The following is a 26,496-nucleotide window of genomic DNA, read 5'->3' on the forward strand; positions in this document are numbered from 1 at the left end:
TGGCCTTGCTGGGTGGCCTGGCCGCAGGCTTGGGCTTGGCCTGGCTGGCCAGCAGTCTGGGTCTTGGCCCGGCTTTTGGTCAGTTTCTGCTGATCGCGCTCGTCGTCTTGCTGGCCGTCGTCGTGTTGCGCTGGCTGCTGCGTCCTCGTGCCCCCGCGACGGCACCTCGCAACAGTTACGCCTTCCAGGGGGCCGGAGGCTCCGGCGTGGCCACGATTCCTTCCGCCTATTTTCCCGAGAACGTGGGCAATGACGCTTCCGCGCGCCCCTGGGAACAAGGCGCAAGCACGACCGCCGCTGGCGCTGCGCAAGGCGTCGTGATTGGATCGGCCTTGAATGGCAAGCCAGGGGATTGGAGCGTGCCTGCCGGCTTTGACGTCGAGAGTTTCCTCAAGGTCGCCAAGAGCAACTTCATCCACCTCCAAGCGGCCTGGGACAAGGCTGACATGGTCACGCTGCGTTCCATGATGACCGACGAGATGCTCGCCGAAATCAGCGCGCAGTTGGCTGAGCGCGAGCGCCTGTCCAGCGGCGAGCCGAACCTGACCGAGGTGCAGATGCTGCAGGCCCAGTTGCTGGGCATCGAGGACCTCGGTGGCGAATACATGGCCAGCGTGGAGTTCTCCGGCATGGTGCGCGAAGACCGCCACAGCGGCCCCAGCCCCTTCCGCGAGGTCTGGAACATGACCAAGCCGCGTGATGGTAGCCGTGGCTGGTTGGTTGCGGGCGTGCAGGCCCTGCAGTAATCAGCCGCTGTTCTCGGCGGCATCGCTACGCCTGGGTGTGCTGTGCCTTGGAGCCCGGGCGCCAGCCCTGGCTGCTTGGTTTTCGCAAGCTGAGCGGCGTGGCCGAGGGCCGGAGTTCTTGGACCTTCAGGGCTACCCCGACGGCATACCGAGGCCTGCACCATGAGTGCCTTGCTTGAATTGTGAGCGGCGCGGGCGGGCTGAGGGCAGAACCGGGAATAATCGGAGGCTTATGCAGTCGTCCCCTTTGTCCATGCTTGAAGGCATCGCGCAAAAGCTGTTCGGTGTCTTGCCGAAGCCGTCTTTTCCCCCGCCACTTCCTCTTCCCTCACTGGATCGTCTGCCCCAGCCCCCGGCTTGGGCGGTCCGGGAGGTGCAGCGGAGGGTGGTGCTGCTGCTCAACCACGTCCTGATGCAGGAGCCCGAGGCCATGACGCGCCTGGCACGTCAGCAGGGACGGGCGGTGTTGTTCCAGTGGCGTGATTTCAGTTTCATGCTCCGTTGCACGCCTGCGGGGCTGTTTGACTTGTCAGATCCCAAGCCCGCCGTGGATGCCCCTGCGCCGGACCTGACGCTGACGGTCACCGAGACCTCACCCGTGACCGTGGCGCAGAACTTGTTCGCGGGGGAGCAGCCCCCCGTGCGCATCGAAGGGCATGTGGCTTTGGCCTCCGAGCTGAACTGGCTGGCCGAGCACTTGCGCTGGGACATCGAAGAAGATCTGGCCCGTTTGATCGGTGATGCGCCCGCCCACGGTCTGGTCCAGGCCGCGCGGCGTGCGGGGCAGGCCTTGCGCGCCTGGTTGCCCGCCCGTTCGGGCGCAGCCGGACATTCCGCCGGGTCTGGAGCGCCGGCATGACCGGGGTGGTCAGCCGTTTCCTGCGCGGCGCCTACATCCTATGGATCGTGTTGCGTTATGGCTTGGACGAGCTGGTGCTCTCCAGCTTTCGCAAGCCCTGGCTGCGGGTGGCCGCGCGCATCGTGGCCTTTGGCCGGCCCCTGAACAAGCCGCGTGGTGTCCGCCTGCGCGAGGCCCTGGAGCGTCTGGGGCCGATCTTCGTCAAATTCGGGCAGGTGCTGTCCACGCGGCGTGATCTGCTGCCGCCCGACATCGCGGAAGAGCTGGCCAAGCTACAGGACCGCGTGCCGCCCTTCAGTTCGGAGGTGGCGGTGGCGACCATTGAGCGCTCTTTCCGTCAGCCGTTGGACAGCATCTTCAGCGAGTTCCAGCGCGAACCCGTGGCCAGTGCCTCGATTGCTCAAGTGCATTTCGCTCGCCTGCGCGGCAAGGATGGACGACATGTCGGGCGCGAAGTGGCCGTCAAGGTGCTGCGCCCCAACATGCTGCCGGTCATCGAGAAAGATTTGGCGCTGATGCGCTGGATGGCCGCGTGGGTGGAGAACCTGTCCGCCGATGGCCGGCGCCTCAAGCCCCGGGAGGTGGTGGCCGAGTTCGACAGTTACCTGCACGATGAGCTGGACCTGGTGCGCGAGGCCGCCAGCGCCGCGCAGCTGCGGCGCAACATGGCCGGGCTGAACCTGGTGCTGATCCCCGAGATGTTCTGGGATTACTGCCACAACGATGTGATCGTGATGGAGCGCATGCACGGCATCCCGATCAGCCAGACGCAGCGGCTGCGCGAGGCCGGCGTGGACCTGAAGAAACTGGCCCGTGACGGGGTGACGATCTTCTTCACCCAGGTGTTCCGTGACGGCTTCTTCCACGCGGACATGCATCCGGGCAACATCTTCGTGAGCACGGACCCGGCCACTTTCGGGCGCTACATCTCACTGGATTTCGGCATCGTCGGCACGCTGACGGAATTCGACAAGGAATACCTGGCGCAAAACTTCACGGCCTTTTTCCGGCGGGATTACAAGCGCGTGGCCGAGCTCCACATCGAAAGCGGCTGGGTACCGCCTGAGACCCGCGTCAACGAGCTGGAGGCGGCGGTGCGCTCCGTCTGCGAGCCGTATTTCGACCGTCCGCTGAAGGAAATCTCCCTGGGCATGGTGTTGCTGCGCCTGTTCCAGACTTCCCGCCGTTTCAACGTCGAAATCCAGCCTCAGCTGGTGCTGCTGCAAAAAACCCTGCTGAACATCGAGGGGCTGGGACGCGACTTGGACCCGGATCTGGACCTCTGGAGCACGGCCAAGCCTTTCCTGGAGAAATGGATGGCCGATCAGATCGGCCCCAAGCGCCTCTGGGCGGAGCTGAAGAACCAGGCGCCGCGTTATGCCAAGTTGCTGCCGGAGTTGCCGCGTCTGCTGCACGACTTCCTTCGGGAACGGCAGGGGCCCGCGGCGATGGGGGGCGGGCGGCGGACCCTGGAGGCCTTGCTCGTCGAGCAGCGCGCCACCCGCCGGCTGCTGCAGATGCTGCTGGCAGCGGGCATCGGTTTTGCAACAGGGGTGCTGCTGATGCAGGTCCTCTGGAACTGGTCAGCCATGGCCAACGCCTTCAGCGGTTTTTTCCAGGGCCGCTAGGTTTTCACCGGATAATCCCGGGGTTTCACCTGAAACCGCTCGCCGTTTTCAGTATTCCGTTTTTTCACAGCCTGCTCGTTCCTCGAAAGGATTGATGGACATGAAGACTTTGACCCCTCGGTTCCGCGGATTCGTCGCGGCCATGGCACTGGCAGTCACCGGTTTCACAGGTGTGGTCTCCAGCGTGGAGGCTGCCGAGGAGCCGGTGCTCAACATCTACAACTGGGCTGACTACATCGCCGAGGACACGATCGCCAATTTCCAGAAGGAAACGGGCATCAAGGTCAATTACGACAACTTCGACAGCAACGAAGCCCTGCACGCCAAGCTGATGGCGGGCATGTCGGGCTACGACATCGTGGTGCCGGGTTCGCACTTCGCCAAGCTGCAAATCCAGGGCGGCCTGCTGATGAAGCTGGACAAGTCCAAGATCCCCAACCTGAAGAACCTGGACCCTGCCATCCAGGCCCAACTGGCCAAGGTGGACCCAGGCAATGAACACCTGGTCGATTGGCTCTGGGGGTACACCACGGTGGGCATCAACGCCGACCAAGTCAAGAAAGCCCTGGGCAGCACGCCCATGCCCGCGAATCCCTGGGATCTGGTGTTCAAGCCCGAGTACGCCGCGAAGCTGCAGAAATGCGGCATTTCCTTCATGGACACCGCCTCCGAGATCCTGCCGATCGCGCTCAAGTACATCGGCAAGGACCCGCGCAGCAAGAACGCCGCGGACTACGCCGAAGCCGGCAAGATGCTGAAGGCGGTCCGCCCCTACGTGGGCCGATTCGCCGGTTCGGGCTCTGACTACATCGACCAGATGGCCAGCGGCCAGCTTTGCGCCGTGGTTGGCTGGTCTGGCGACATCATGATCGCCAAGGACAAGTCCAACGAGGCCGGCAAGCCCCAAAACCTGCAAGTGATGCTGCCCAAGATGGGCGGTCTGCTGTTCTTCGACACCATGGCCATCCCGAAGGACGCCAAGCACCCGGAGAACGCGCACAAGTTCATCAACTACATCTTGCGTCCGGAGGTGCATGCCTCCTTGACCAATGCCGTCTTCTACGCCAACCCCAACAAGGCGAGCATGAAGTTCGTCAATCCGCTGCTGGCCAAGGATCCTGCGGTGTTCCCGGACGCCGCGGGACTGGCCTCCATGATCGCGCCGGACACTCCCGACGCGGCCACCATGCGCCTGATCACCCGCACCTTCACCAATTTCAAGGTGGACCGCTGATCGTCAGTTCCGATTTCCTCGTTACCGTTTCAGAGCTACATCACACCATGCCCATCTACGCCTACAAGTGCAGCGCCTGCGGCCTTGCCAAGGACGTGCTGCAAAAGATTTCCGATCAGCCACTGACGGTTTGCCCGAACTGCGGCAAGGCCAGTTTCAGCAAGCAGGTGACCGCGGCGGGCTTCCAGCTCAAGGGCAGTGGCTGGTACGTCACTGACTTCCGCGGTGGTTCGGGGGGCGGGGGTTCCGAATCCTCCGGCAGCGGCTCCGGCGGTGCATCCGGGGACTCCGGAGGCAGTAGTGGTAGTGGGGGTGGGGGTGGCTCAAGTTCATCGGAGGGCGGTGGCACGAGCACGGCAGCCGCAGCCTCGGGGCACAGCTGTGGAACGGGGTGCGGTTGCGCCTGAGCCTGATGACAGGGTCCGGCAGCTGACATGACCAAAGACATTCAAGATCAAGATGGCAGGAGTGCTTCCGTGATGGCGAAATTTCGCAAATGGCTGCTCGCGGGCCTGCTGGTCCTGGTGCCGCTGATCATCACCCTGTGGGTGCTGAATTGGGTCGTCGGCACGCTGGATCAGACCCTGCGCATCCTGCCCAGGGCCTGGCATCCGGACACCCTGCTGGGCTTGCACATTCCCGGCTTGGGGGTCATCTTCGCCGTGGTGGTGGTGCTCGTCATCGGTGCGTTGGCGTCCAACTTCATCGGAAACCAATTGATTGCCTGGGGCAATGCGCTGTTGCAGCGCATCCCCGTGGTGCGCTCGATTTACTCCGGCGTCAAGCAGGTCTCGGACACCTTGTTTTCCGAGAAAGGCAATGCCTTCCGGCAAGCCGTGCTGGTGCAGTGGCCCCGTCCTGGCATGTGGACCATCGGTTTCGTCACCGGCACGCCCGGGGGCGACTTGGTCAATCACCTGCAGGGTGATTACCTGAGTGTCTTCGTTCCCACCACGCCCAACCCCACCGGCGGGTATTTCGTCATGCTGCCTCGCGCCGACTGCGTGGTGCTGGCGATGAACGTGGACGAAGCCCTGACTTACGTGATTTCCATGGGGGTGATCGCGCCCGGCTCCAAGCTGCAGATCGGCCCTTCCGATCCCGCCTGAGCTCGTGCACGGCCCCTCCCGATCCCCGATCCATCCCTTATCAGAACAAGCCAGAAAGAGAAAAATTCCATGTCCATGCGCTCCCATTACTGCGGTCTGGTGACCGAAGCCCTGCTGGGCCAGACTGTCACCCTGTGTGGCTGGGTCAACCGTAGGCGTGACCATGGCGGCGTGATCTTCGTGGACCTGCGCGACCGTGAAGGTTATGTCCAGGTGGTCTGCGACCCGGATCGCCCCGAGATGTTCAAGGTCGCCGAGGATCTGCGCAACGAGTTCTGCGTGCAGGTCAAGGGGCTGGTGCGCGCGCGTCCCGCTGGCACGACCAACGACGGCCTCAAGAGCGGCAAGATCGAAGTGCTGTGCCACGAGCTGACCGTGCTCAATCCCTCGGTGACGCCGCCGTTCCAACTGGACGACGAGAACCTGTCCGAAACCACGCGCCTCACGCACCGCGTGCTGGACCTGCGCCGGCCCTACATGCAGAACAACCTGATGCTGCGCTACCGCGTGGCGATGGAAGTTCGCAAGTTCCTCGACGCGAACGGCTTCATCGACGTCGAGACGCCCATGCTGACCAAGAGCACCCCTGAGGGTGCGCGCGATTACCTGGTACCCAGCCGCGTGCACGATGGCATGTTCTTCGCCTTGCCGCAATCGCCCCAGCTATTCAAGCAGCTGCTGATGGTGGCCGGCTTCGACCGCTACTACCAGATCACGAAGTGCTTCCGTGACGAAGACCTGCGCGCTGACCGTCAGCCCGAGTTCACGCAGATCGATATCGAGACCTCCTTCCTGACCGAGCAGGACATCCGCGACATGTTCCAGGGCATGATCAAGACGGTGTTCCAGAACGTGTTGGGCATCGACCTGGGCGAGTTCCCGGTCATGGCGTATTCCGAGGCCATGCACCGTTTCGGTTCCGACAAGCCTGACTTGCGCGTCAAGCTCGAATTCACCGAGCTGACCGACGTGATGAAGGATGTGGACTTCAAGGTCTTCTCCACACCGGCGCAGGCCAAAGGCGGTCGCGTGGTCGCACTGCGCGTGCCGGGCGGCGGCGAGATGAGCCGTGGGGAAATCGACGGCTACACCGAGTTCGTCAAGATTTATGGCGCCAAGGGCCTGGCCTGGATCAAGGTCAATGAGGTGGCCAAGGGTCGCGACGGTCTGCAGTCCCCCATCGTCAAGAACCTGCACGACGCCGCGATCGCCGAGATCCTGAAGCGCACGGGTGCGAAGGATGGCGACCTGATTTTCTTCGGCGCGGACAAAGCCAAGATCGTCAACGACAGCATTGGCGCGCTGCGCATCAAGATCGGCCACAGCGAGTTCGGCAAGAAGAGCGGCTTGTTCGAGGCCCGCTGGGCGCCGATGTGGGTGGTGGACTTCCCCATGTTCGAGTACGACGAGGACGAGCAGCGCTGGAGCGCCGTGCACCACCCGTTCACGGCCCCCAAGGATGGCCACGAGGATTGGATGGTCACCGATCCCGAAAAGTGCATCGCCAAGGGCTATGACATGGTGCTCAACGGCTGGGAAATCGGTGGCGGATCGGTGCGTATTCACCGCGCCGATGTGCAGGCCAAGGTTTTTGATGCGCTCAAGATCGGCCCCGACGAGCAGCGTCTGAAGTTCGGCTTCCTGCTGGACGCGCTCCAATATGGTGCGCCTCCGCACGGCGGCTTGGCCTTTGGCTTGGACCGGATCGTGACCTTGATGACCGGCGCCGAATCCATCCGTGACGTGATCGCCTTCCCCAAGACCCAGCGTGCACAATGTTTGTTGACTCAGGCACCTAGCCCGGTGGACGAGAAACAGCTGCGCGAACTTCACATCCGCTTGCGCAATCAGCAAGCGGCCTGAACCTGTTCACTTTGACGCTCGTAGGGGTGTTGGCTCGCTCCGATCGTCCCTCCCGGGGGGATGAGGGGTGAGGAGGTGCTTGCACGTAAAAGTGACAAATGCATGGCAAAAAGGCGTCTTCGGACGCCTTTTTTCTTGGTGTGTCGACATTGCCTGAGTGGGCATGGCTTGTGCATGCGTGGCGTGGTGCATGAGCGGATCTGTTGCTGATCTTGGTCGCTGAGGTGGGCAGCTCTGCTGGAGTACGCGCGCATCCGGGCTGCGAAGGCATGGATGCCCCCGTCAGTTCACGGTATTGGACGGAGCCTCTCATCACAATTAGCATGCTGAATCACTTAAGAAAACCCAGGGAGGGGTTTCATGTCATCCACCCACACCTTGCCCGCGCCGGAGCAATGGTTGCGCTACATGCCGGGCGTCGAGCGCCAGCGACAGGAGTTGCGCCTCGTCGAAAACGCCTGGGATCATCTGTCCCTGCTGTCGTCGCTGTCGCTGCTCTCATCGAATGCGTCGTCCGGCAGTGATCTGGCCCGCGCGCGGCAGGACTTTTCCTCACTCTCCATCGAGTTGATGCATGGCCTGGCTGCGGAGGCCGTGCACAACTGCGTGGACGATCTCCACAGCAGGGCGCAGATTTGCATTGATGTGCTGGTGCGCAACCTTTTCGAGCGCACCGCCGACATCGGTTTTTTTTCGACCGACATTGTCCTGGCTGATTTTCTTCGCATGCCGGCGTCGGAGCGCCAGCCCGAGGTGATCGCCAGTCGCATGCGGCAGTACGCCAGCAAGTACACCGTGTACGACAACATCTACCTGTTCGATGCGCAGTGCCGGCTCGCGGCGGTCTTGCGCGAGGGCGGTGGCCTGTCGCCTGGCGAGGAGGCGAGGGGCGATGACGCGGACTTCCTGCGGCAGGTCATGGCCAGCGAGGCGGCCCACACTGAAGACTACGCCGTCCGTGCATACACCGGGCAGCACCATGCCGCCCTGTCCTACGCCCATCGGGTCGAGTCACAAGGCCGCGTGGTCGGCGTTGTCGTGCTGGTCTTCAAGTTGTCGGACGAAATGCCGGCCCTGTTCCAGTCCATCCAAGGCAACGACCGTGAGCATGGCGGGGACGTGGTGCTCGCCTTGGTGGACGCACAGGGGAGCGTGCTGGCGTCCAGTGACACGCACCAGTTGCCCTTGAGCTGGACCGTGCGCTGGGATCTGCCGCCGGGGCAGGCCTCGGGCGCATTCATGCTGCAACATTTCAGCCGCAGGTACCTTGCCGTCGTGCGTGAGGCGCGCAGTTTCCAAGGCTATGCCGGCCCCGGTTGGCGCGGTCTGGCCTTGTTGCCTCTGGACGTCGCTTTTGACGATGCCGCCGCTTCCGAACACAGCGCGCTGACCCAGGAGTTGGCCGGCAACGCGGATTTCCTGTCCGACGAGCTGCGTGAAATTCCGCGGCGCTCGGTGGCCATCCAGTCGGCGCTGGAGCGCTCCGTGTGGAATGGCCTGCTTGAGCTCAACCAGATGCAGGAGGCGGCGCTGGGTCGCAGCGAGGTGGCTGCGCCGCGTGACCTGCTGTTCGCCAAAACCTTGCTGTCGGAGATCGGTGCCACGGCGCGCAAGACCGCGCGTGCGTTTTCCAGCGCGCTCGAGGATCTCTATGGCGTGGTGACCCGCTCGATCCTGCGCGACGGACAGAGCCGCGCTGATCTGGCCATGCAGATCCTGGACCGCAACCTTTACGAGCGCGCGAATGATTGCCGCTGGTGGGCGCTGACTCCGCAATTCAGCGAGACCCTGGCCGCGGGGAGGGTGGGTTGCGAGCAAGCGACCGGGGTGCTGAGTGACATCAACGCGCTCTACACGGTGTACAGCAGCCTGGTTCTGTTCGATCGCCAGGGGCGAGTGATGGCGGTGTCCAACCCCGCACAGCAAGCCCTGATCGGCACCGTCCTGGACGAGGAGTGGGTGGCGCGTTGCCTGCGCCTGTCCAGCGCGCAGGAGTATGTGGTCAGCGCCTTTGCTCCCAGCCGCTTCTACGACCACGGTCCCACCTTCATCTACGCGGCCGCCGTGCGTGACGCCACGGCCGCCAGCAGCCACAATGCCGGCATGAATCTAGGAGGCATTGCCATCGTCTGGGACGCGGCGCAGCAACTTCAGTCGATCCTCAAGGATTGTGCCGAGGGTGGCGGCGAGCGTGACCTGCTGGCGTTCATCGACAGCCGAGACCAGCTGGTGCTGGCCCATGGCCGACAGGATGTCCAAGCCTTGTTGCACGGAGATGGCGCGATCGAGTCCTGCCGCACGGGCGGGCGCATGGTCAGCCTGGCGGGGCATCTCCATGGTGTGGGAGTAGCGCGGGGTGCGGGCTACCGCGAATTTCGCGCCCAGGACGGTTATGACCATGGGCTCAGCTGTTTGGCATTGCGACACCTGTGCGAGCGCAGGCCAGCACGCGCGACGGTGCCCACGGCACAGACCCAGGGCGCGCGCGTGGACATGGCGCAGAGGGTGCAGATGGCGACTTTCATGCTGGGCTCGTACTGGCTGGGCATCGACGCGGCGCAAGTCGTCGCCGCCGCGCCCGATGTCACCGCGCGCGGGGCGGGGCCAGCACGTCCGCCTTTCCTGGGGCTCGCGCCCATCGGCAACCGAGTGTGTCCCCTGTTGGATCTGCGCTCCATCGTGCGCAATGATGCCTCGCTGGCGTCGACGAATGGTGTGGGTTCCGCCCCGGAGCATGCCGGTGACGCCTTGGAAGCATTGCAGGGCCGTGCCTTGCAGATGCAACGGGAGGCCGATCCGGACAGGCAATTGATCATCGTGAAGGTGGTGCTGGACGACGGCGGTGAGCGCGAGTTGGCGCTGCGTGTTGACGCACTGGGCCCGATGCTCGACCTCGACCGGCGTCAATTCCAGCCCGTGGGTTTTGGCGGGCAGACTGCGCTGATTGACGCGGTCATCGGCGTGCCGGTGGCTGCGCCCCAAGGCTCTTCGAGGACGTCCGGCATGCTGTGCCGACTGTCGTCCACTTGGCTCCAACAGTGCGCAGCGGGCGCACTGGAGACCTCCGCTCAACCCCAAGACCTTGACGCCTTGCTGAAGGGGCATCAAGGCGATCCTCATGGCAAGCTGGGTGCTCAGGTGCAGCATGCCAGAGTCGCGGCTTCGGTCACTCCGGCGTCGCGATCGGGCCTGAATCTGCAGGTCGGCTGAGACGCGGCCGCGCCTTGCACGCAGGAAGAGGGAGCGCGCGGTCATGGATCAGCTGACGAGTGGCGGATACAAGATTCCACAATCCGTCCTGGTCGTCATCCATACCCCGGCCCTGGAGGTGTTGCTGATCCAGCGCGCGGACACGCCTCCGACCTGGCCAGACTATTGGCAATCGGTCACGGGCTCCAAGGACCATGTGGACGAGTCGTACGCGGAGACCGCCTGGCGCGAGGTGCAGGAGGAAACGGGCATCGACGCCCGTCTATGGCCCCAGGGGCTGAGGGACTGGGGGCTGGAGAATGTCTACGAAATCTATCCCTGGTGGCGCAAGCGTTACGCACCGGAAGTGACGCACAACACCGAACACCTGTTCAGCCTGTGCGTGCCCGCCGGAACGCCGGTCAGGCTCTCGCCCCGCGAGCATCGAGCCTACCGATGGCTGCCTTGGCGAGAAGCTGCCCAGGTGTGCGCTTCACCCAGCAACGCCGAGGCGTGCCTGCTTTTGCCGCGCTTTGCGGAGTCCGTTGGCGGCCTCGGGCAGAAGTCGTGAAAAAATGCGGGCCATGCCGCCCGCCATACGTCCAGATTCCGCCGAGCCGATGGCCGGTCACCAGGCCGCGACCTTGCGGGTGGCCACTTACAACATTCACAAGGGAGTGCTGGGCCTGGGCCCTAGGCGGCGCCTGGAGATTCACAACCTGAGCCTGGCCGTTGAACAGCTCGACGCAGACATCGTCTGTCTGCAAGAAGTGCGCAAGCTCAATCACCGCGAGGCCGCGCATTTCAGCCGTTGGCCCGAGTTGCCGCAAGCCGATTACCTCGCTCCCGAGGGGTATGAAGCCATCTATCGCACCAATGCTTACACCCGGCATGGTGAACATGGCAACGCCATGCTGTCACGCTGGCCGGTGTTGAGCGCTGGGCACGAAGACATGTCGGACCATCGTTTCGAGCAGCGTGGCCTGCTGCACGGCGTGGTGTCCGTGCACGGACAGAGCGTGCACGTGCTGGTCGTGCATCTGGGGTTGATCCGGGCCAGCCGCGTGCGTCAGGCCGCGCAACTGGACCAATACATCCGTCGCGAGATTCCAACCGAGGCGCCGCTCATCGTGGCCGGTGACTTCAACGACTGGGGCGAGCGAGTCCATCGGCATTTCGAGCGCATGGGCTTGCAGACCTGCGAACCCGCGGCGCACCCCACCTTTCCCGCGCGGCTGCCGCTGGTGCAATTGGACTATGTCTATGTGCGCGGTCTGACGCCCTTGCGCGTGGTGGTGCCGCGTGGACGCGCGTGGTGGCGCATGTCTGACCATCTGCCGTTGATCGCCGAATTCACCCTGCCGCAATGAGGTCGCAGCCGTGTCTCCCGTGACGCCATCGAGGCGGGGCCTGCGGCCGCTGCGTGAATGGGCCATCCGCCGCCGCGCGACCCAGCGTGCCTTGCGCCGCCTGGTGCGCCGCGCGGCCCGTCTGGTGACCACTCGGCCAGGTCATCGGGTGCACTTGCTGCAAGGCGGTGCGGAACTGTTCCCCGCCATGGTGGAAGCCATGGATGGGGCTCGGCGCGAAGTCCGGCTTGAAACCTACATCTTTTGGCAAGACGAGGCCGCGCGCCTGATCGTGGACGCCTTGGTGCGTGCCGCAGAGCGAGGGGTGTCGGTCTCGCTGCTGGCCGATGGCGTCGGTACGCCCCAACTGCCCGCGGCCTGGGCAAACCGCTTGAGCGCTGCGGGAGTGCGTTGGCGCTTGTACAAGCCCGGTGGGGCCTGGCTGCGCTGGCTGTCCTTGCTGCGTCCCAGCCGCTGGCGGCGGCTTCATCGCAAGCTTTGTTTGATCGATGGGGAAATTGTCTTCTGCGGCGGCATCAACATCCTCGACGACCGGATGGATCCCAACCACGGCCCCCTCGATGCGCCGCGTTTTGACTTTGCTGTGCGCGTGCAAGGTCCCTTGGTGACCGTGGCGCGCGAAGCCATGATGCAGATCTGGTGGCGTTGGCAGCCTGAAGACGGGTTGCGCGATGAACGCAGCCACCGGCATCTGACAAGGCGTTTGGAGTCGGACGCGAAAACCACGGCGCAGCGGGGGGGGAGCGCGCTACGTCCCGTGGAGGACGCCAGCTCAGCGCGCGCGGCGCTGCTGCTGCGCGACAACCTCTTGCACCGCAGGCACATTGAGCACGCCTACCGCCGGGCGATCCGTGCCGCGCGGGAGGAAATCATCATCGCCAACGCCTACTTCCTGCCGGGGCGCAAGCTGCGGCAAGCGCTGATCGAGGCGGCGCGTCGCGGTGTGCATGTGCGCCTGCTCTTGCAGGGGCGCTACGAATACTTCATGCAGTACCACGCCGTGCGCACCGTGTATGGCTCGCTGCTGGCGGCTGGTGTGGAAATCCACGAGTATTCGGCGAGTTTTCTGCATGCCAAGGTGGCGGTCATCGACGGCGCCTGTCTGCAAGAGGGCGTGACTCCCTGGGCGACCGTGGGATCGTCCAATCTGGACCCGCTGAGCCTGCTGTTGGCGCGCGAGGCGAATGTGGTGGTGGTGGATGCGGCCTTTGCCACGGAGCTGCGGGAGCGCCTTTTGGAGGCCATGCGCAAAGGGGGGCGAGTGGTCGTGACCGATGACTTCGCGCGCCGTCCATGGCGCCAGCGCTTCCTTGACAGACTGGCACTGGGGGCGGTTCGTGTGGCTTTGTTCCTACTCGGGCAGAAGTATTGAGCCCCTGATAGGATAGTCGCATGACCTCCTCCCTCATCTCCGCAGGCTTGTCCACGACCCGCCCCAGCACCGACGAAGGCGTGCCGGTGTCCGTCAAGATTCGCGAGCGCGTGAAAGCTGCCAAGCAGCGCTTCCATGCCAATGACAACATTGCCGATTTCATCCAACCGGGTGAGTTGGAGGCTTTGCTGGATGAGGTGGAAACCAAGATGCAAGGGGTGCTCGACAGCCTCGTGATTGACACGGTCAATGATCACAACACCGAGAGCACGGCGCGCCGCGTCGCCAAGATGTACCTCAACGAGGTCTTCAAGGGACGCTACATGCCCACCCCGCGCATCACAGAGTTCCCCAATGCGGAGCATCTGAACGAGCTGATGATCGTTGGGCCGATCACGGTGCGCAGCGCCTGCAGCCATCACTTCGTTCCGGTGATCGGTCGACTGTGGATCGGTGTCATGCCTAATCAGTCCACCAACGTGATTGGTCTGTCGAAATACGCGCGCCTGGCTGAATGGGTGATGAGCCGGCCGCAGATTCAGGAAGAGGCCGTGGTGCAACTCGCCGACCTGATCATGAAGAAGACCCGCCCCGACGGCCTGGCGCTGGTGATGGAGGCCAATCACTATTGCATGTCCTGGCGCGGGGTGCGTGACATGGACAGCAAGATGCTCAATTCCGTGATGCGCGGCGTCTTCCTCAAGGACGCTGTCTTGCGGCAGGAATTCCTGTCCTTGATTCCCCGCCAGAAGTAGAGGCGGACAGACGGTTCGATTTGGGGCTGTCTTGAGGTTCCCAGTCCAGGCCGTTCTCCCGTTTCTGGCCCTCCCCCTGCTGCTGGCGGGCTGCGGCACGCCACAGCTTTTCTACGACAGAACCGAGCTGCGCCACGAGCCCTTGCCAGAAAAGCAGGTGCGTGAACTCCCCGAGGAAATTCTGCGCCGCCTCGACGGGCGGCGCGCTGTCTGGGTGGATGTCGACGGTAAGGAAACGCCGCTGAATTCGGCAACCCTGCCGCTGTTGCCCACGGCCGAGTTAGGTGCCTTATGGGCTGCCGTGTTGCTGGGCCGCACCGGTGGCGAATACGACATGCGCATCCACGTCGCTGGCAAGGGGGCCGCGCCTGTTTCGGTGCTGATCGGCGGTAACGACAGCCTGCGCATCCTCTCATCGCGCGGTGACGCACCTCGCGAGGCGGCCCTGACGGAAACGAAAATCCGCGAACGCTTCGGCTTGCACAAGACCTTTCGAGGCGAGTGGAGCGAGGCCGAGCGCCAGTCGTTGGCCGAGTCTCTCGCGCTGCTGTTGCCGGACGAACTGGCCGTGCTGCGCACGGTGCGCTTTGAGCGCAGTCAACGCGATCTGGGGCGCGACAAGGCCGCGCGGTATGAGCTCGATGGCTGTCTGGCACGGATCACCCTGTATCCCGCGGGCGCTGGCTTCAACCGCTTTCTGTTCGTGGGCGACATTGCCGCGCCGCGGGACGCCGTGCTCTTTCCCTTGCTCCATGAAATCGGCCATGCGGTGGAGCGCGCTCCCGCGCGACACGCCCTGTGCACCGCGGAAAGCCTTCGGGCCGCGGCTGAGAAGTACCGCAGCGATGCTTGGCGGCTGCGGGATCAGCCAGCGCGCTACAACGCGCTCATCCGCCGGCATGATGAACTGGTCCGCCGCTACGATGAACTGATCGCCGAAGCCGAACTGCTGCGCAATCCAGGGCCGGTCATCACGGCCTATCTGCGCGCGCTGGCGGGTTTGCCGCCGCCGACGGACTATGGCCGTGAATCCCTGCAGGAGTCCTTTGCCGAGTCCTTCGCGCTGTTCCATGCCGATCCCCAAGCGCTGTTGCGGGCTCGTCCCGCCTTGTACCGCTGGTTTGCCACCGGGGGGCATGTGCAGGCGATGAACGCGGCCATCCCGCGCGGCGCTTCGGAAGCCGAAGACGAGGGCGGCGAAGACTCGCCGTGGTAAGCCCGCAGTGCCGCGCTGGCGACCGAGGCCGCTTGCTTGGCAGGCGTTTGCGAGATCCCTGATGGGATCAATCCCCCGAGCCAGAACGCAGGGCCGTATCTTGCAGCTTGCTGGCCACCTGGACCATGGCGAGTGCTGCGGGAGCGCCGGGCATGGTCTGCATCAGCAATTGACGACGCATCACAGCCTGTCTCACGGCCGGGTCACTGGGAATGTCGCCCAGATGGATCAAGCGGCCGGCCTCCGCCCCAGGAGCGGAGCCTATGGCCCCCTCGGCACCTTCCTGCACCACGAAGCGCCCCACCACCTGCTGCAGCTGCATGGTGATGGCTCGGCCATCGCCAGGGCGGCTGGCTTGGTTGACGATCATGTGGATGCGGGGGCGCCGTTGCTGATTGACCAACACCTTGATCGTGGCGTAGGCATCTGTCAGAGAGGTTGGCTCTGGCGTGGCGACCAGCACCACTTCGGAGGCCAGCGAGATCGCGAACAACACGGCGTCGGAAATGCCCGCGCCGGTGTCCAGCAGCACCACGTCATAGCGCGGTGTGAGTGAGTTCAATACCTGGGTGAATTTCTCGCGCATGTCCGGGGTCAAGCGGGCGTATTCGGCCATGCCCGAGCCTCCCATGAGCACCGAGAAACCGCCTGGCGCGGGCACGATGGCCTGCTCCAGCTTGGCCTTGCCCGTCAGCACATCGTGCAAGGTGGTGCGGGCGTAGAGGTTGAGCACCACATCCAGGTTGGCCAGCCCCAGGTCGGCGTCCAGCACCAATACTCTCAGGCCGCGCCGGGCGAGGGCGGCCGCCAGATTGGCGGAGACGAAGGTTTTGCCCACGCCGCCCTTGCCGCTGGTCACGGCCAACACCCTGCCGTGCCCCTGTCCTTGGGCCGGCAAAGGCCGTGACAGTGGCTTGGTTGACGAAGCGGTGGGCGCCGCAGGCGCGCGTGATGTAGACACCAGCAAGGAATGGACAGGGTTGGGGTACTTTAAGGAACGGTAAAGTCTATCGACCCCGCGCAAATGCCGGGCCGGGAAATACCGAGGAGTAAAGCCCGTAAATCAGGCTTTCAGATGCAGTTCCCGCCCTCAAGACCTGAAAAGGTGGCTTCGGCGTGTACCGGCCGTGTGGCGATGCTCATGCATGCGGGTGACCGCAGACCGGGCAAGCGGGGTTGCGAGGCACTTGCACCTCGTTCCAGCGCATGCGCAGGCCATCCAGCATCAGCAAGCGGCCGGTCAAGGGGGATGGCGCCTGCAAATGCGCGGTGGTCGATGGAGCCATGAGCAGCCGCAAGGCTTCCGCGGCCTGCATGGCACCGATGACACCTACGAGCGGCGCGAAGACGCCCATGGTGGAGCACAACACTTCCTCGAATGCCTCGTGGGGGTCAAACAGGCAGGCATAACAAGGCGCAGCCGTTTGGCGTGGGTCAAAGACCGCGATCTGTCCGTCGAAACGGATAACCGCGCCGGAAACCAAAGGTTTACGGGCTCGCACGCAAGCGGCATTCACGGCCTGCCGGGTGGCGTAGTTGTCACTGCAATCCAGAACCACGTCCGCCTCGGCCACCAGGGTGGTCAGCAGCTCGGGGTCAGCGCGCCGCGCGATGGTTCGTACGTGCACACCTGGGTTGAGCGAGGCCATGGCGGCGGCGGCGGATGTGACTTTGGGTGAACCCACGCGCTCGGTGTCGTGCGCGATCTGCCGCTGCAGATTGGTGAGGTCCACCTCGTCGGGGTCCACCAGCGTGATGTGTCCTGCGCCAGCACCAACGCCCGCGGCGGCCAAGTACAGCGCTGCCGGAGAGCCCAGGCCACCCGCGCCAATCAGCACGGCTTTGCCGTTCAGGATGCGCTCCTGGCCCTCGACGCCGATTTCGTCCAGCAGGATATGCCGCGAATAACGCAGCAGCTCGTCATCGGTCATGAACTGAGCCGAATCAGTTTTCTTTCGGCTCTTCCTTGCGTTCGGCCAGCGTCTTGCTGACCATCACCGGGCGGCCCTTGAGCTGGTTCAACGCCTGCATGAGCTGGAAGTCTTCCGCGCTGCCGTATTCGGGCAGTTTGCGCTCGGCCGGCGGTTTCTTGGCTTCTTCCTCGAGGCGCTTCAGGGCTGCGTCGCGCGCCTTGGCGCGTTCGTCCTGCTGGCGTTTCTCTTCCTTGCCGTCTCCATTGGACAAGTGTTTGTCCAAATCCGCTTCGCGGGTGCGCAACGCGGCGAAAAGATCACCCTCGGGGGTTTCATCCACCAGCACGTCCGGCAGGATGCCCTTGGCTTGAATGGAGCGGCCCGAAGGCGTGTAGTAACGCGCGGTGGTGATCTTCAGCCCCGTATCTGGACCCAGGGGGCGCACGGTCTGGACCGAACCCTTGCCAAAGGTTTGGCTGCCCATGAGCGTGGCGCGTTTGTGGTCTTGCAAGGCGCCGGCCACGATCTCGCTGGCCGAGGCGGAGCCTTCGTTGACGAGCACCACCAGGGGCACCTTTTTGAGCGCCTCGGGCAGGCGCTTGAGCGGATCCGCACCGCTGCGGCGCAGATAATGCTCGGGCGAGGCCTTGAAGGTGTACTTGCTTTCCGCCAATTGCCCGTCAGTCGACACGACGGTCACGTTCTCCGGCAGGAAGGCCGCGGAGATCGCGACCGCTGCGTCCAGCAAGCCGCCCGGATCGTTGCGCAGGTCCAGCACCAGCCCCTTGAGGTTGGGCTCTTGCTTGTAGATGTCACCAATTTTCTTGACGAAATCCTCGACGGAGCGCTCCTGGAACTGCGACAAGCGAACCCAGGCATAACCCGGCTCCACCACCTTGCCCTTGACGGACTGGGTCTTGATCTCCTCGCGCACGATGGTCACGGGGAAGGACCGGTTTTCGTCCTTGCGGAAGATGGTCAGAATGACCTTCGTGTTGGGCTCGCCGCGCATGCGCTTGACGGCTTCGTTCAGCGTCAGGCCCTTCACGGCGGTGTCGTCAATGCGGGTGATCAGGTCATTGGTCTTGAGGCCAGCGCGATCGGCGGGTGAACCTTCGATGGGTGAGACGACCTTGACCAGCCCGTCTTCTTGGCTGATCTCGATGCCCACGCCCACGAAACGGCCCGAGGTGCCTTCGCGGAATTCCTTGTAGCTCTTCTTGTCGAAGTACTGGGAATGCGGGTCCAGGCTGGACACCATGCCCGAGATCGCGTCAGTGATCAGCTTTTTCTCGTCAACGGGTTCGACGTAGTCGGTCTTGATCAGGCTGAAGACAGCGGCCAGTTGTTGCAGCTCTTCCAGCGGCAGTGGCGCTGCGGCGTTGCGCGCGACGGTTTGCAGCGACACCGTGGTGAGTGCGCCCGCGAGCACGCCCAGTGAAACCCAGCCTGCGATTTTCAGTTTTTGCCCCATGGTATGTGCCCGAGGAATAAGGAGGCTCGAATGAAGAGGCCTAAGTGTTGTTTTTGCCGCCCGCGCGAGGCGGGCGGAATCTGTAGCCAATATACACGCTCGCGGCTTTCTTGGGGCCAGCCAGGGGCATGGACGTGGCAATCTCCTGCGCCGCGAAAGGGGTCTGAGTGCTGTTCAGGTGCCCTGCCGCGCCACCGCGGCGGCGGCCTGCGCAGCGGCTTGCGCGTCGCCCAGGTAGTAGTGGCGGATGGGCCGCAGGTTGGCATCCAACTCGTAGACCAATGGTATGCCGTTGGGAATATTCAGGCCCACGATATCGGTGTCTGAAATTCCGTCCAGATGCTTGAGCAATGCCCGGATGGAATTGCCATGTGCAGCCACGACCAGGCGCTTGCCCGCCTTGATGGCTGGAGCCATGCTGTCGTTCCAGAAGGGGATGACCCGCGCAACCGTGTCCTTGAGGCACTCGGTCAGCGGAATGTCGGTGGGGGTCAGTTGGGCGTAGCGCCGATCGCCGCGCTCGCTGCGCGGATCGGTGGCCTCCAGCGCTGGCGGGGGCGTGTCGTAGCTGCGCCGCCAGACCAGGACCTGGGCTTCGCCGTATTGCCGCGTCATGTCGGCTTTGTTGAGGCCTTGGAGCGCCCCGTAGTGGCGCTCGTTCAGACGCCAATGCTTGACCACGGGCAGCCAGGCACGGTCCATGCCATCCAGCACGTGCCAGAGGGTGTGGATGGCGCGCCTGAGCACGCTGGTGTAAGCCACGTCGAAGTCATAGCCTTCGGCTTTCAGCAGCTGGCCCGCGGCCATGGCCTGGGCCACGCCGGTGGGGGTGAGATCCACATCCGTCCAGCCGGTGAAGCGGTTTTCCAGGTTCCAGGTCGATTCACCATGGCGAATGAGCACAAGTTTGTACATGGGGCTTGAATATGGGTAAGAAAGGAGTTTTGCGCGGGGGAAAGCCCGCCATTTTAAAATCCCATTCTTTCTAGAACCGGTGCAAGGATTTCCGTGGATTTCATTCTTCATAACTGGGCCCTGATTCTTGTGGTCCTCGTCTCCGGCTTGCTGCTCTTGCGTCCAGCCTTGAGCGGTGCAGGTGCCTTGGCTCCTGCCGAGGCTGTGCAACTCATCAATCGTGAAAAAGCGGTGCTGGTCGACGTCAGCTCGGCCGACGAGTACGCCGCGGCGCATGCCAATGGCGCGAAAAACGTGCCCTTGGCGCAACTGAAGGAGCAACTGCCTCAGGCGGTGAAGAACAAGGCCTTGCCCGTGATCTTCATGTGCGCCAGCGGTTCGCGTGCCGCCACCGCGGCTCGCATGGCCAAGGGCCTGGGGTATGACCGTGCCTTGGCCCTGGCGGGCGGATTGAAGGGCTGGCGTGCGGCCAACCTGCCAGTGGCTTCCTCCGCCCAGCCCCAGGACAACAAAACCTCCAAGGCCTGAGCCATGCAGCCCGTCAAGATGTACACCACCGCAGTCTGCCCCTATTGCATCCGCGCCAAGCAGCTGCTCAAGGCCCGGGGCGTTGAGCAGATCGAGGAGATTCGCATCGATGCCGATCCGTCTCAACGTGATCAGATGATGTCCCTCACCGGCCGCCGCACGGTGCCGCAGATTTTCATTGGTGAGACCCATGTCGGCGGCTGCGATGATCTGATGGCCTTGGACGCCCAAGGCGGGCTGATGCCCTTGCTAGGTCATACTCCCGCCTGACGCGTCGGCTGCATCGCGCGCGATTCGTTCAAGCCCCCTGGCGAATGAGGTCGGGCGGGCAGAGCCTCCATTCCAATTCCAGACCACAGAGACCACACCATGGCCGAACCACAGCCCGTCTTCCAGATTCAGCGCGTCTACCTCAAGGAAGCCTCGCTGGAGCAACCCAATTCCCCGGCCATCTTTTTGCAAAACGAGCAGCCCTCGGTGGACATCCAGCTCAACGTCGCGGGCGAGCCGGTGGCGGATGGCATGTTCGAGGTCAGCGTGACCGCGACGGTCACCACCAAGATCGCGGACAAGACCGTGTTCCTGGTCGAGGCCAAGCAGGCTGGCATCTTCGAGATCCGCAACGTCCCCGCGACCCAGATGGGCCCCGTCTTGGGCGTGGTCTGCCCGCAGATCGTGTTTCCCTACCTGCGCGGCAACGTCGCGGACTTGGTGCAGCGCGCTGGTTTCCCGCCGGTGCACTTGCAAGAGATCAATTTCCAGGCCCTGTATGAACAGCAGCAGGCGTCCGCCAACGGTGCCCCGAACGGTGCGGCGGGGCAGCAGATCCAGTAAAGCTGGCTGGGGCATTCCGGCATGAACATCCTGGTCCTGGGCGCGGGGGCATGGGGCACCGCACTGGCGGTCAGCGCCAGCGCGAACCCGCGTCAGGCCCACCAAGTCACCCTGTGGGCGCGCGACGCGTCGCAGGCGCGCGCCATGCGCGCCGACCACGTGAATGCGCGGTATCTGCCAGGCTTGCATCTGCCCGAGGGGCTGCGCATCGTGGACGGCACGGATGTCGCCCGTTTCTGCGGCGGGCAGGACTTGGTCATTCTCGGCGCTCCCATGGCCGGCCTGCGGGAATTGCTGCAGGAACTGCGCGATTGCCGGGTGCCCGTGGCCTGGATCTGCAAGGGCTTGGAGCGCAGCCGGTCTGCTGCCGGTGAGACGCAGCCAGCGCAGTCCGTGGGATTGATGGCGCACGAGGTCCAGGCCGAGGTGGCTCCGCAACTGCTGTCCGGTGTCCTGAGTGGCCCGAGCTTCGCGCAGGAAGTCGCTTTGGGCCGCCCGACTGCGCTGGTCGCGGCCAGCGCACACGCTCTGGTGCGCGAACGCCTGGTGCAGGCCTTCCACAGCCCACGCCTGCGGGTCTACGAAAACGACGATCTGGTGGGCGTGGAAGTGGGCGGCGCGGTCAAGAACATCCTGGCCATTGCCACCGGCCTGTGCGATGGCCTGAACCTGGGTTTGAATGCCCGCGCCGCGCTGATCACCCGCGGCCTGGCCGAAATGATGCGGTTTGGCCTTGCCTTGGGGGCTCGCGCCGAGACCTTCATGGGCTTGTCCGGCCTGGGGGATCTGGTGCTGACAGCCACCGGCGACCTCAGCCGCAACCGCAAAGTGGGCCTGTTACTGGCTCAGGGCAAAACCTTGAACGAGGCCGTGACTTCACTCGGGCATGTGGCCGAAGGGGTCTACTGCGCCCGCACGGTCGCGCAAAGAGCGCGGCATCTGGGCGTGGACATGCCCATCACCGAGGCCGTCGTGGCCCTGCTGGATGGCGAGATGCAGCCGCAGCAGGCCGTGCAGGCCCTGATGGAGCGCGAGCCCAGTTCTGAAATCCGTTGATGGGAATGCCATGTCCGTGACGACTTCTCCCGTGCTTGAATACACCGCCGACATGCTGCGGGACCTGGCGCAGGCCGACGTGGCGCGCGCGCTGATGGAAGACGTGGGCGACGGTGATCTGACGGCGGCCTTGGTGCCCGCCAGCAAAACCGCGCGCGCCCGAATCCTCGCGCGTGAAGCCGCAATCATTTGTGGTGTTCCTTGGGCCGAGGCCGCCTTGCGGCAGGCAGCGCCCGGCTCGCAATGGAACTGGCGGGTGGCCGAAGGTCAGCGCTGCCAGCCAGACCAGACCGTGCTGGAGCTGACGGGGCCCGCGCGCGGCTTGCTGACGGCCGAGCGCACCGTGCTGAACTTTCTGCAGTTGCTCAGCGCCGTGGCCACCCGCACCGCAGACTACGTCGCAGCGATCGCCGAGGTGTCTGGCACCCGCGGCAACGTGCGCGCCCGCATCGTCGACACCCGCAAGACCTTGCCCGGCCTTCGGCTGGCGCAGAAATACGCGGTGCACTGCGGCGGGGGCTGGAACCACCGCATCGGGCTGTACGACGCGGTGCTGATCAAGGAAAACCACATCGCCGCCGCGGGCGGCGTGACCGAGGTTCTGGCCCAGGTGCGCGCCACTGCCTCCATTGCGGGCGCGGCCAAGTTCGTCGAAATCGAAGTCGAGACACTGACCCAGCTCGAAGAGGCCCTACTGGCCGGTGCCACCATGGTGCTGCTGGACAATATGGACTTGCCGACGCTGCGCGAGGCCGTGCGCATCAACGCGGGTCGGGCGATCCTCGAGGTCTCCGGCGGCGTGAACATGGGCACGGTGCGCGAGATCGCGGCCACGGGCGTGGATCGCATCTCGATTGGCGCCTTGACGAAAGACGTGAAAGCCATCGATTTCTCGATGCGTTTCACGGACCTGTGACGGTCGGTTGGAATGATGGAGCAATGATGGGCAGCGCAGTCATCGACGTCGAATACGAGCAACCCGAAAACCTGAGCGCAGGCGCGGCGTGTTCCACGCACCATGCCTGGGCTCGCGTGCCGGCCGAGCCCGCGCCCGCCGAGCGTGTCGCGCTCAAGGACAAGATTCGCCGCCTGCTCAAGGAAAAGAACGCCGTCATGGTGTCGCACTACTACGTGCACCCCGACCTGCAGGACCTGGCCGAGGAAACCGGTGGCATCGTCAGCGACTCGCTGGAAATGGCCCGCTTTGGGCGCGATCACGCGGCGCAGACCCTGGTGGTGTCCGGCGTGCGTTTCATGGGCGAGACGGCCAAGATTCTCAGCCCCGAAAAGACCATCCTGATGCCCGACCTGGACGCGACCTGCTCGCTGGACCTGGGCTGTCCGGTGGACGAATTCAGCGCCTTCTGCGACGCGCACCCAGACCGCACCGTGGTTGTCTACGCCAACACCAGCGCGGCGGTGAAGGCGCGTTCGGACTGGCTGGTCACCTCCAGCTGCGCGCTGGACATCGTGCGTGCCTTGAAAGACCAGGGTCACAAGATTCTCTGGGCACCCGACCGCCACCTGGGCGCCTACATCGAACGCGAGACTGGCGCCGACATGCTGATGTGGAACGGCGCCTGCATCGTGCATGACGAGTTCAAGGCCTTTGAGCTGGAGGAACTCAAGAAGGAACACCCGAAAGCCAAGGTGCTGGTGCACCCGGAGTCGCCCAGTGGCGTGGTGGCGCTGGCGGACGCCGTGGGTTCGACCTCGGGCATTTTGAAGGCGGCGAAGGAGCTCGACGCACAAGAGTTCATCGTCGCCACCGACAAGGGCATGATGCACAAGCTGCGCACGCTCAACCCGGGCAAGACCTTCATCGAGGCCCCCACGGCGGGCAACAGCGCCACCTGCAAGAGCTGCGCGCACTGCCCCTGGATGGCCATGAACGGCCTGGCGGGCGTGGCCCATGTGCTCGAGACGGGCCTGAACGAAGTCCACGTCGATCCCACCCTGATTCCCCGCGCGCGCCAGCCCATTGACCGCATGCTGGCCTTCACGGCCGCGCAGAAGGCGGGCCAGCCGGTGACTGGCCTGGTGCCCCACCTCGGCGCGGCCTGAAGGCGTGGTCGGCCAGGTTGCGGAGTGTTTTGTTCCGGCCCCTCATAATCGCTGACCGCCCATCCGAGACGCATCTGAGCATCTGAGTCTGGAGACGCCGCCGCCATGTCCCGCCCCGTGATTGCCATCTACCCCGGCACCTTCGACCCCCTGACCCTGGGCCACAGCGACGTGGTGCGCCGTGCCGCTCAGCTGTTTGACCGGGTCGTTGTCGGCGTGGCCGCGGCCCATCACAAGAAAACCCTGTTCACCCTCGACGAGCGCATGGACCTGGTGCGCGAGGTGCTGCACGACCAGTCCAATGTGTCGGTCGAGAGCTTCACGGGCCTGCTGCGTGACTTCGTCGTCGGGCATGGCGGCAAAGTCGTGATCCGTGGCCTGCGGGCCGTGACCGATTTCGACTACGAGTTTCAGCTCGCCGGCATGAACCGCACATTGATGCCCGAGGTCGAAACCGTGTTCCTCACCCCCGGCCTGAATTACCAATTCATTTCCAGCACCCTGGTGCGGGAGATCGCGGCCCTGGGCGGCGAGGCCGAGAAATTCGTCGATCCCGCCGTCGCGCGGCGTCTGGCGGAGAAGATTCGCCGTCCCACGGAAGGGTAGGCGCCATGGCCCTGATGATCACCGACGAGTGCATCAACTGCGATGTCTGCGAACCCGAATGCCCGAACGAGGCGATTTACCTGGGGCCGCAGATCTATGAAATCGATCCGGCACGCTGCACCGAATGCGTGGGCCACCATGAGCAGCCCCAGTGCGTGCAACTCTGCCCCGTGGCCTGCATCCCGGTCAATCCGCAGCATGTCGAGAGCCGCGAGACACTGATGCAGAAATACCTGCGGCTGCAGGCGGAAAAGCCAGCTTCAGCCGCCTGAAGTTCAGGCCGCAGGTTTGCTGTCCGCCAGATTCTTGTCCACCGTCGCCGGAGTTGTTGGCGTGTCCGGGGCCTCTGATTTTTGCGGCTTCGGTGGTTTCGGCCGTGGCGGCTTGCTCGTGTGGATGTGCATGGTGGCCTTGTCCATGGCGCCGCTGAGCAGATCCGGCAGGGCCTGGAGGGTGCGGATCATGGCGTCCTCGATGGCAGCGCGGTGGTCGAGCGATGGCTTCTTGAGCACCCAGCTCACGACCTCGGACTTCACGCCGGGATGGCCCACGCCGATGCGCAATCGCCAATAGTCGTCGCTCCCCAGTTGCGCGTGCAGGCTGCGCAGGCCGTTGTGTCCGGCATGGCCGCCGCCGCGCTTGAGCTTGACTTCACCCGGCACGATGTCCATCTCGTCATGGGCGACCAGGATTTCATCGGGCTGGATCTTGAAGAAGCGCGCCAGTGCCGCGACCGATCTGCCGGATTCGTTCATGAACGTCATGGGCTCCAGCAGCCAGAGCGTCTGCCCTTTGTACGTGGTGCGAGCCACGAGGCCTTGGTAGCCTCTGTCAAGGGTCAGCCCGGCCTTCAGTTCACGGGCTACAGCATCGATCCACCAGAAGCCGGCGTTGTGGCGTGTGGCTTCGTATTCAGGGCCAGGGTTACCCAAGCCGACGAGGAGTTTGAGCATGGCGGGATTATCGGGGACCGCGAGTGACGGCATGCAGAGGCTGGAATGAAAACGGCCCGCCGAGGCGGGCCGTTTTGGGAGCAGGGACCGGGCAGTCGCGCCCGGACCTTGTCACAACCAAGAGGATTACTTCTTGGCGGGGGCCTTGGCCGGAGCTGCTTTTGCCGGAGCGGCCTTGGCATCGGCGGCCGGAGCGGCTTCGGCGGCGGGGGCTGCTTCTTCCTCGCCCGCGGGCGCCACTGCGGCAACCAGCACCGGGTTGGTCTTGCCGTGGGTCACGGCCGTCACGCCCTTGGGCAGGGTGATGTCCTTGAGGTGCAGGGATGCGCCCTTGGTCAGCTTGCTCAGGTCCACGGCGATGAATTCGGGCAGATCCTTGGGCAGGCAGGAGATTTCCAGCTCGGTGACGATGTGGTTCACCAGTGACTTGTCCTTGATGGCGGGCGAGTTTTCCTCGCCGCTGTAGTGCAGCGGCACCTTCATGTGCAGCTTGGTGTTGGCGTCCACGCGCTGGAAGTCAATGTGCAGCACCAGGGGCTTGTAGGGGTGCATCTGCACGTCGCGCAGCAGCACCTGATTGCTCTTGCCGTTCAGTTCCATGTCGAGGATGGACGAATGGAAGGCTTCCTTCTTCAGGGCATGCCACAGGGCATTGTGGTCCAGCTCGATCAGCGAGGGTTCAACGGTGCCACCGTAGACGATGCCGGGCGTGCGGCCCGTGTGACGCAGGCGGCGGCTCGCACCCGTACCTTGCTTGGCGCGCTCAAAAGCGACGAATTTCATGGTTCACTCCTTGTGGAAGATTGATGCAT

Annotated in this window: 27 protein-coding genes; 21 read left to right on the forward strand and 6 right to left on the reverse strand. The window is 64.2% G+C overall.

What is annotated here, in order from left to right:
* From HGR_RS01635 to HGR_RS01695, 13 genes are all read left to right on the forward strand, one after another.
* A partial coding sequence (locus HGR_RS01635) for a Tim44 domain-containing protein (RefSeq protein WP_006296309.1) occupies positions 1-746 on the forward strand: 746 nt, incomplete at its 5' end.
* Positions 747-978: 232 nt separating this feature from the next.
* The gene (locus HGR_RS01640; RefSeq protein ID WP_237701353.1) at positions 979-1,605 is read left to right on the forward strand and encodes a hypothetical protein; all 627 of its coding nucleotides are present in this window, start codon (positions 979-981) and stop codon (positions 1,603-1,605) included.
* Positions 1,602-3,233, forward strand: a complete 1,632-nt coding sequence (gene ubiB / locus HGR_RS01645) for a ubiquinone biosynthesis regulatory protein kinase UbiB (protein ID WP_006296311.1) — start codon at positions 1,602-1,604, stop codon at positions 3,231-3,233. Before HGR_RS01640 ends, ubiB begins: the two co-directional genes overlap by 4 nt.
* Positions 3,234-3,333: 100 nt before the next feature.
* On the forward strand, positions 3,334-4,467 hold the full coding sequence (locus HGR_RS01650; protein WP_006296312.1) for a polyamine ABC transporter substrate-binding protein: 1,134 nt from the start codon (positions 3,334-3,336) through the stop codon (positions 4,465-4,467).
* Between the two features lie 47 nt (positions 4,468-4,514).
* On the forward strand, positions 4,515-4,874 hold the full coding sequence (locus HGR_RS16965) for an FmdB family zinc ribbon protein (protein ID WP_006296313.1): 360 nt from the start codon (positions 4,515-4,517) through the stop codon (positions 4,872-4,874).
* Between the two features lie 72 nt (positions 4,875-4,946).
* Positions 4,947-5,576, forward strand: coding sequence for a DUF502 domain-containing protein (locus HGR_RS01660; protein WP_006296314.1), 630 nt, complete (start codon positions 4,947-4,949; stop codon positions 5,574-5,576).
* A gap of 69 nt (positions 5,577-5,645) precedes the next feature.
* The gene (gene aspS / locus HGR_RS01665; protein WP_006296316.1) at positions 5,646-7,439 is read left to right on the forward strand and encodes an aspartate--tRNA ligase; all 1,794 of its coding nucleotides are present in this window, start codon (positions 5,646-5,648) and stop codon (positions 7,437-7,439) included.
* 360 nt (positions 7,440-7,799) lie between these two features.
* Positions 7,800-10,649, forward strand: a complete 2,850-nt coding sequence (locus HGR_RS01670) for a chemotaxis protein CheW (RefSeq protein WP_006296318.1) — start codon at positions 7,800-7,802, stop codon at positions 10,647-10,649.
* 43 nt (positions 10,650-10,692) lie between these two features.
* Entirely contained in the window at positions 10,693-11,199 is a 507-nt protein-coding gene (nudB, locus tag HGR_RS01675) for a dihydroneopterin triphosphate diphosphatase (RefSeq protein WP_006296320.1), read from the forward strand.
* A 13-nt stretch (positions 11,200-11,212) separates the two neighbouring features.
* Positions 11,213-11,998: an endonuclease/exonuclease/phosphatase family protein gene (locus HGR_RS01680; protein ID WP_237701354.1), complete on the forward strand. Its 786-nt coding sequence runs from the start codon at positions 11,213-11,215 to the stop codon at positions 11,996-11,998.
* A 19-nt stretch (positions 11,999-12,017) separates the two neighbouring features.
* Positions 12,018-13,370: a cardiolipin synthase ClsB gene (clsB, locus tag HGR_RS01685; protein ID WP_006296324.1), complete on the forward strand. Its 1,353-nt coding sequence runs from the start codon at positions 12,018-12,020 to the stop codon at positions 13,368-13,370.
* Positions 13,371-13,390: 20 nt separating this feature from the next.
* Positions 13,391-14,125, forward strand: a complete 735-nt coding sequence (gene folE / locus HGR_RS01690) for a GTP cyclohydrolase I (RefSeq protein WP_006296327.1) — start codon at positions 13,391-13,393, stop codon at positions 14,123-14,125.
* Between the two features lie 31 nt (positions 14,126-14,156).
* Positions 14,157-15,341 carry a hypothetical protein gene (locus HGR_RS01695; RefSeq protein WP_006296328.1) on the forward strand — a complete coding sequence of 395 codons (1,185 nt, stop codon included), beginning with the start codon at positions 14,157-14,159 and terminating at the stop codon, positions 15,339-15,341.
* Between the two features lie 67 nt (positions 15,342-15,408).
* On the opposite strand, the gene HGR_RS01700 is transcribed toward HGR_RS01695, so the two are convergent.
* From HGR_RS01700 to gpmA, 4 genes are all read right to left on the reverse strand, one after another.
* A complete protein-coding gene (locus HGR_RS01700; protein WP_039852031.1) occupies positions 15,409-16,302 on the reverse strand; it encodes a MinD/ParA family protein in 894 nt (297 codons plus the stop codon).
* 178 nt (positions 16,303-16,480) lie between these two features.
* On the reverse strand, positions 16,481-17,272 hold the full coding sequence (locus HGR_RS01705; RefSeq protein WP_006296330.1) for a HesA/MoeB/ThiF family protein: 792 nt from the start codon (positions 17,270-17,272) through the stop codon (positions 16,481-16,483).
* A 13-nt stretch (positions 17,273-17,285) separates the two neighbouring features.
* On the reverse strand, positions 17,286-18,728 hold the full coding sequence (locus HGR_RS01710; RefSeq protein ID WP_006296331.1) for a S41 family peptidase: 1,443 nt from the start codon (positions 18,726-18,728) through the stop codon (positions 17,286-17,288).
* 174 nt (positions 18,729-18,902) lie between these two features.
* Positions 18,903-19,643, reverse strand: coding sequence for a 2,3-diphosphoglycerate-dependent phosphoglycerate mutase (gene gpmA / locus HGR_RS01715; RefSeq protein WP_006296332.1), 741 nt, complete (start codon positions 19,641-19,643; stop codon positions 18,903-18,905).
* Between the two features lie 93 nt (positions 19,644-19,736).
* Here gpmA and HGR_RS01720 point away from each other — a divergent pair, with 93 nt between their 5' ends.
* The 8 genes from HGR_RS01720 to HGR_RS01755 all read left to right on the forward strand — a co-directional run bounded on the left by HGR_RS01720 (position 19,737) and on the right by HGR_RS01755 (position 25,003).
* The gene (locus HGR_RS01720) at positions 19,737-20,171 is read left to right on the forward strand and encodes a rhodanese-like domain-containing protein (RefSeq protein WP_006296333.1); all 435 of its coding nucleotides are present in this window, start codon (positions 19,737-19,739) and stop codon (positions 20,169-20,171) included.
* A gap of 3 nt (positions 20,172-20,174) precedes the next feature.
* On the forward strand, positions 20,175-20,441 hold the full coding sequence (gene grxC / locus HGR_RS01725; protein WP_006296334.1) for a glutaredoxin 3: 267 nt from the start codon (positions 20,175-20,177) through the stop codon (positions 20,439-20,441).
* Between the two features lie 99 nt (positions 20,442-20,540).
* Positions 20,541-21,005, forward strand: coding sequence for a protein-export chaperone SecB (gene secB, locus HGR_RS01730; RefSeq protein ID WP_006296335.1), 465 nt, complete (start codon positions 20,541-20,543; stop codon positions 21,003-21,005).
* A 21-nt stretch (positions 21,006-21,026) separates the two neighbouring features.
* Positions 21,027-22,061 (forward strand): NAD(P)H-dependent glycerol-3-phosphate dehydrogenase, encoded by a 1,035-nt coding sequence (locus HGR_RS01735; protein ID WP_006296336.1) that lies wholly within the window; start codon positions 21,027-21,029, stop codon positions 22,059-22,061.
* A 10-nt stretch (positions 22,062-22,071) separates the two neighbouring features.
* Positions 22,072-22,977: a carboxylating nicotinate-nucleotide diphosphorylase gene (gene nadC, locus HGR_RS01740; RefSeq protein WP_006296337.1), complete on the forward strand. Its 906-nt coding sequence runs from the start codon at positions 22,072-22,074 to the stop codon at positions 22,975-22,977.
* 23 nt (positions 22,978-23,000) lie between these two features.
* Positions 23,001-24,125, forward strand: a complete 1,125-nt coding sequence (gene nadA / locus HGR_RS01745; protein WP_006296338.1) for a quinolinate synthase NadA — start codon at positions 23,001-23,003, stop codon at positions 24,123-24,125.
* Positions 24,126-24,230: 105 nt separating this feature from the next.
* The gene (coaD, locus tag HGR_RS01750; RefSeq protein ID WP_006296339.1) at positions 24,231-24,731 is read left to right on the forward strand and encodes a pantetheine-phosphate adenylyltransferase; all 501 of its coding nucleotides are present in this window, start codon (positions 24,231-24,233) and stop codon (positions 24,729-24,731) included.
* A gap of 5 nt (positions 24,732-24,736) precedes the next feature.
* Positions 24,737-25,003 carry a YfhL family 4Fe-4S dicluster ferredoxin gene (locus HGR_RS01755; RefSeq protein WP_006296340.1) on the forward strand — a complete coding sequence of 89 codons (267 nt, stop codon included), beginning with the start codon at positions 24,737-24,739 and terminating at the stop codon, positions 25,001-25,003.
* A gap of 3 nt (positions 25,004-25,006) precedes the next feature.
* Here HGR_RS01755 and pth read toward each other — a convergent pair whose 3' ends face one another.
* Positions 25,007-25,684 (reverse strand): aminoacyl-tRNA hydrolase, encoded by a 678-nt coding sequence (pth, locus tag HGR_RS01760; protein ID WP_006296341.1) that lies wholly within the window; start codon positions 25,682-25,684, stop codon positions 25,007-25,009.
* A gap of 126 nt (positions 25,685-25,810) precedes the next feature.
* A complete protein-coding gene (locus HGR_RS01765) occupies positions 25,811-26,467 on the reverse strand; it encodes a 50S ribosomal protein L25/general stress protein Ctc (RefSeq protein ID WP_006296342.1) in 657 nt (218 codons plus the stop codon).
* Between the last annotated feature and the right edge of the window lie 29 nt (positions 26,468-26,496).

The organism is Hylemonella gracilis ATCC 19624 (assembly GCF_000211835.1).
GTDB lineage: Bacteria > Pseudomonadota > Gammaproteobacteria > Burkholderiales > Burkholderiaceae_C > Hylemonella > Hylemonella gracilis.

Bases quoted from the DNA above. Each gene is read 5' to 3' on its own strand.
- HGR_RS01640 (WP_237701353.1), top strand. From the start codon at position 979: ATGCAGTCGTCCCCTTTGTCCATGCTTGAAGGCATCGCGCAAAAGCTG.
- ubiB (WP_006296311.1), top strand. From the start codon at position 1,602: ATGACCGGGGTGGTCAGCCGTTTCCTGCGCGGCGCCTACATCCTATGG.
- HGR_RS01650 (WP_006296312.1), top strand. From the start codon at position 3,334: ATGAAGACTTTGACCCCTCGGTTCCGCGGATTCGTCGCGGCCATGGCA.
- HGR_RS16965 (WP_006296313.1), top strand. From the start codon at position 4,515: ATGCCCATCTACGCCTACAAGTGCAGCGCCTGCGGCCTTGCCAAGGAC.
- HGR_RS01660 (WP_006296314.1), top strand. From the start codon at position 4,947: ATGGCGAAATTTCGCAAATGGCTGCTCGCGGGCCTGCTGGTCCTGGTG.
- aspS (WP_006296316.1), top strand. From the start codon at position 5,646: ATGTCCATGCGCTCCCATTACTGCGGTCTGGTGACCGAAGCCCTGCTG.
- HGR_RS01670 (WP_006296318.1), top strand. From the start codon at position 7,800: ATGTCATCCACCCACACCTTGCCCGCGCCGGAGCAATGGTTGCGCTAC.
- nudB (WP_006296320.1), top strand. From the start codon at position 10,693: ATGGATCAGCTGACGAGTGGCGGATACAAGATTCCACAATCCGTCCTG.
- HGR_RS01680 (WP_237701354.1), top strand. From the start codon at position 11,213: ATGCCGCCCGCCATACGTCCAGATTCCGCCGAGCCGATGGCCGGTCAC.
- folE (WP_006296327.1), top strand. From the start codon at position 13,391: ATGACCTCCTCCCTCATCTCCGCAGGCTTGTCCACGACCCGCCCCAGC.
- HGR_RS01705 (WP_006296330.1), bottom strand. From the start codon at position 17,272: ATGACCGATGACGAGCTGCTGCGTTATTCGCGGCATATCCTGCTGGAC.
- HGR_RS01710 (WP_006296331.1), bottom strand. From the start codon at position 18,728: ATGGGGCAAAAACTGAAAATCGCAGGCTGGGTTTCACTGGGCGTGCTC.
- gpmA (WP_006296332.1), bottom strand. From the start codon at position 19,643: ATGTACAAACTTGTGCTCATTCGCCATGGTGAATCGACCTGGAACCTG.
- grxC (WP_006296334.1), top strand. From the start codon at position 20,175: ATGCAGCCCGTCAAGATGTACACCACCGCAGTCTGCCCCTATTGCATC.
- secB (WP_006296335.1), top strand. From the start codon at position 20,541: ATGGCCGAACCACAGCCCGTCTTCCAGATTCAGCGCGTCTACCTCAAG.
- HGR_RS01735 (WP_006296336.1), top strand. From the start codon at position 21,027: ATGAACATCCTGGTCCTGGGCGCGGGGGCATGGGGCACCGCACTGGCG.
- nadC (WP_006296337.1), top strand. From the start codon at position 22,072: ATGTCCGTGACGACTTCTCCCGTGCTTGAATACACCGCCGACATGCTG.
- nadA (WP_006296338.1), top strand. From the start codon at position 23,001: ATGATGGGCAGCGCAGTCATCGACGTCGAATACGAGCAACCCGAAAAC.
- coaD (WP_006296339.1), top strand. From the start codon at position 24,231: ATGTCCCGCCCCGTGATTGCCATCTACCCCGGCACCTTCGACCCCCTG.
- HGR_RS01755 (WP_006296340.1), top strand. From the start codon at position 24,737: ATGGCCCTGATGATCACCGACGAGTGCATCAACTGCGATGTCTGCGAA.
- pth (WP_006296341.1), bottom strand. From the start codon at position 25,684: ATGCTCAAACTCCTCGTCGGCTTGGGTAACCCTGGCCCTGAATACGAA.
- HGR_RS01765 (WP_006296342.1), bottom strand. From the start codon at position 26,467: ATGAAATTCGTCGCTTTTGAGCGCGCCAAGCAAGGTACGGGTGCGAGC.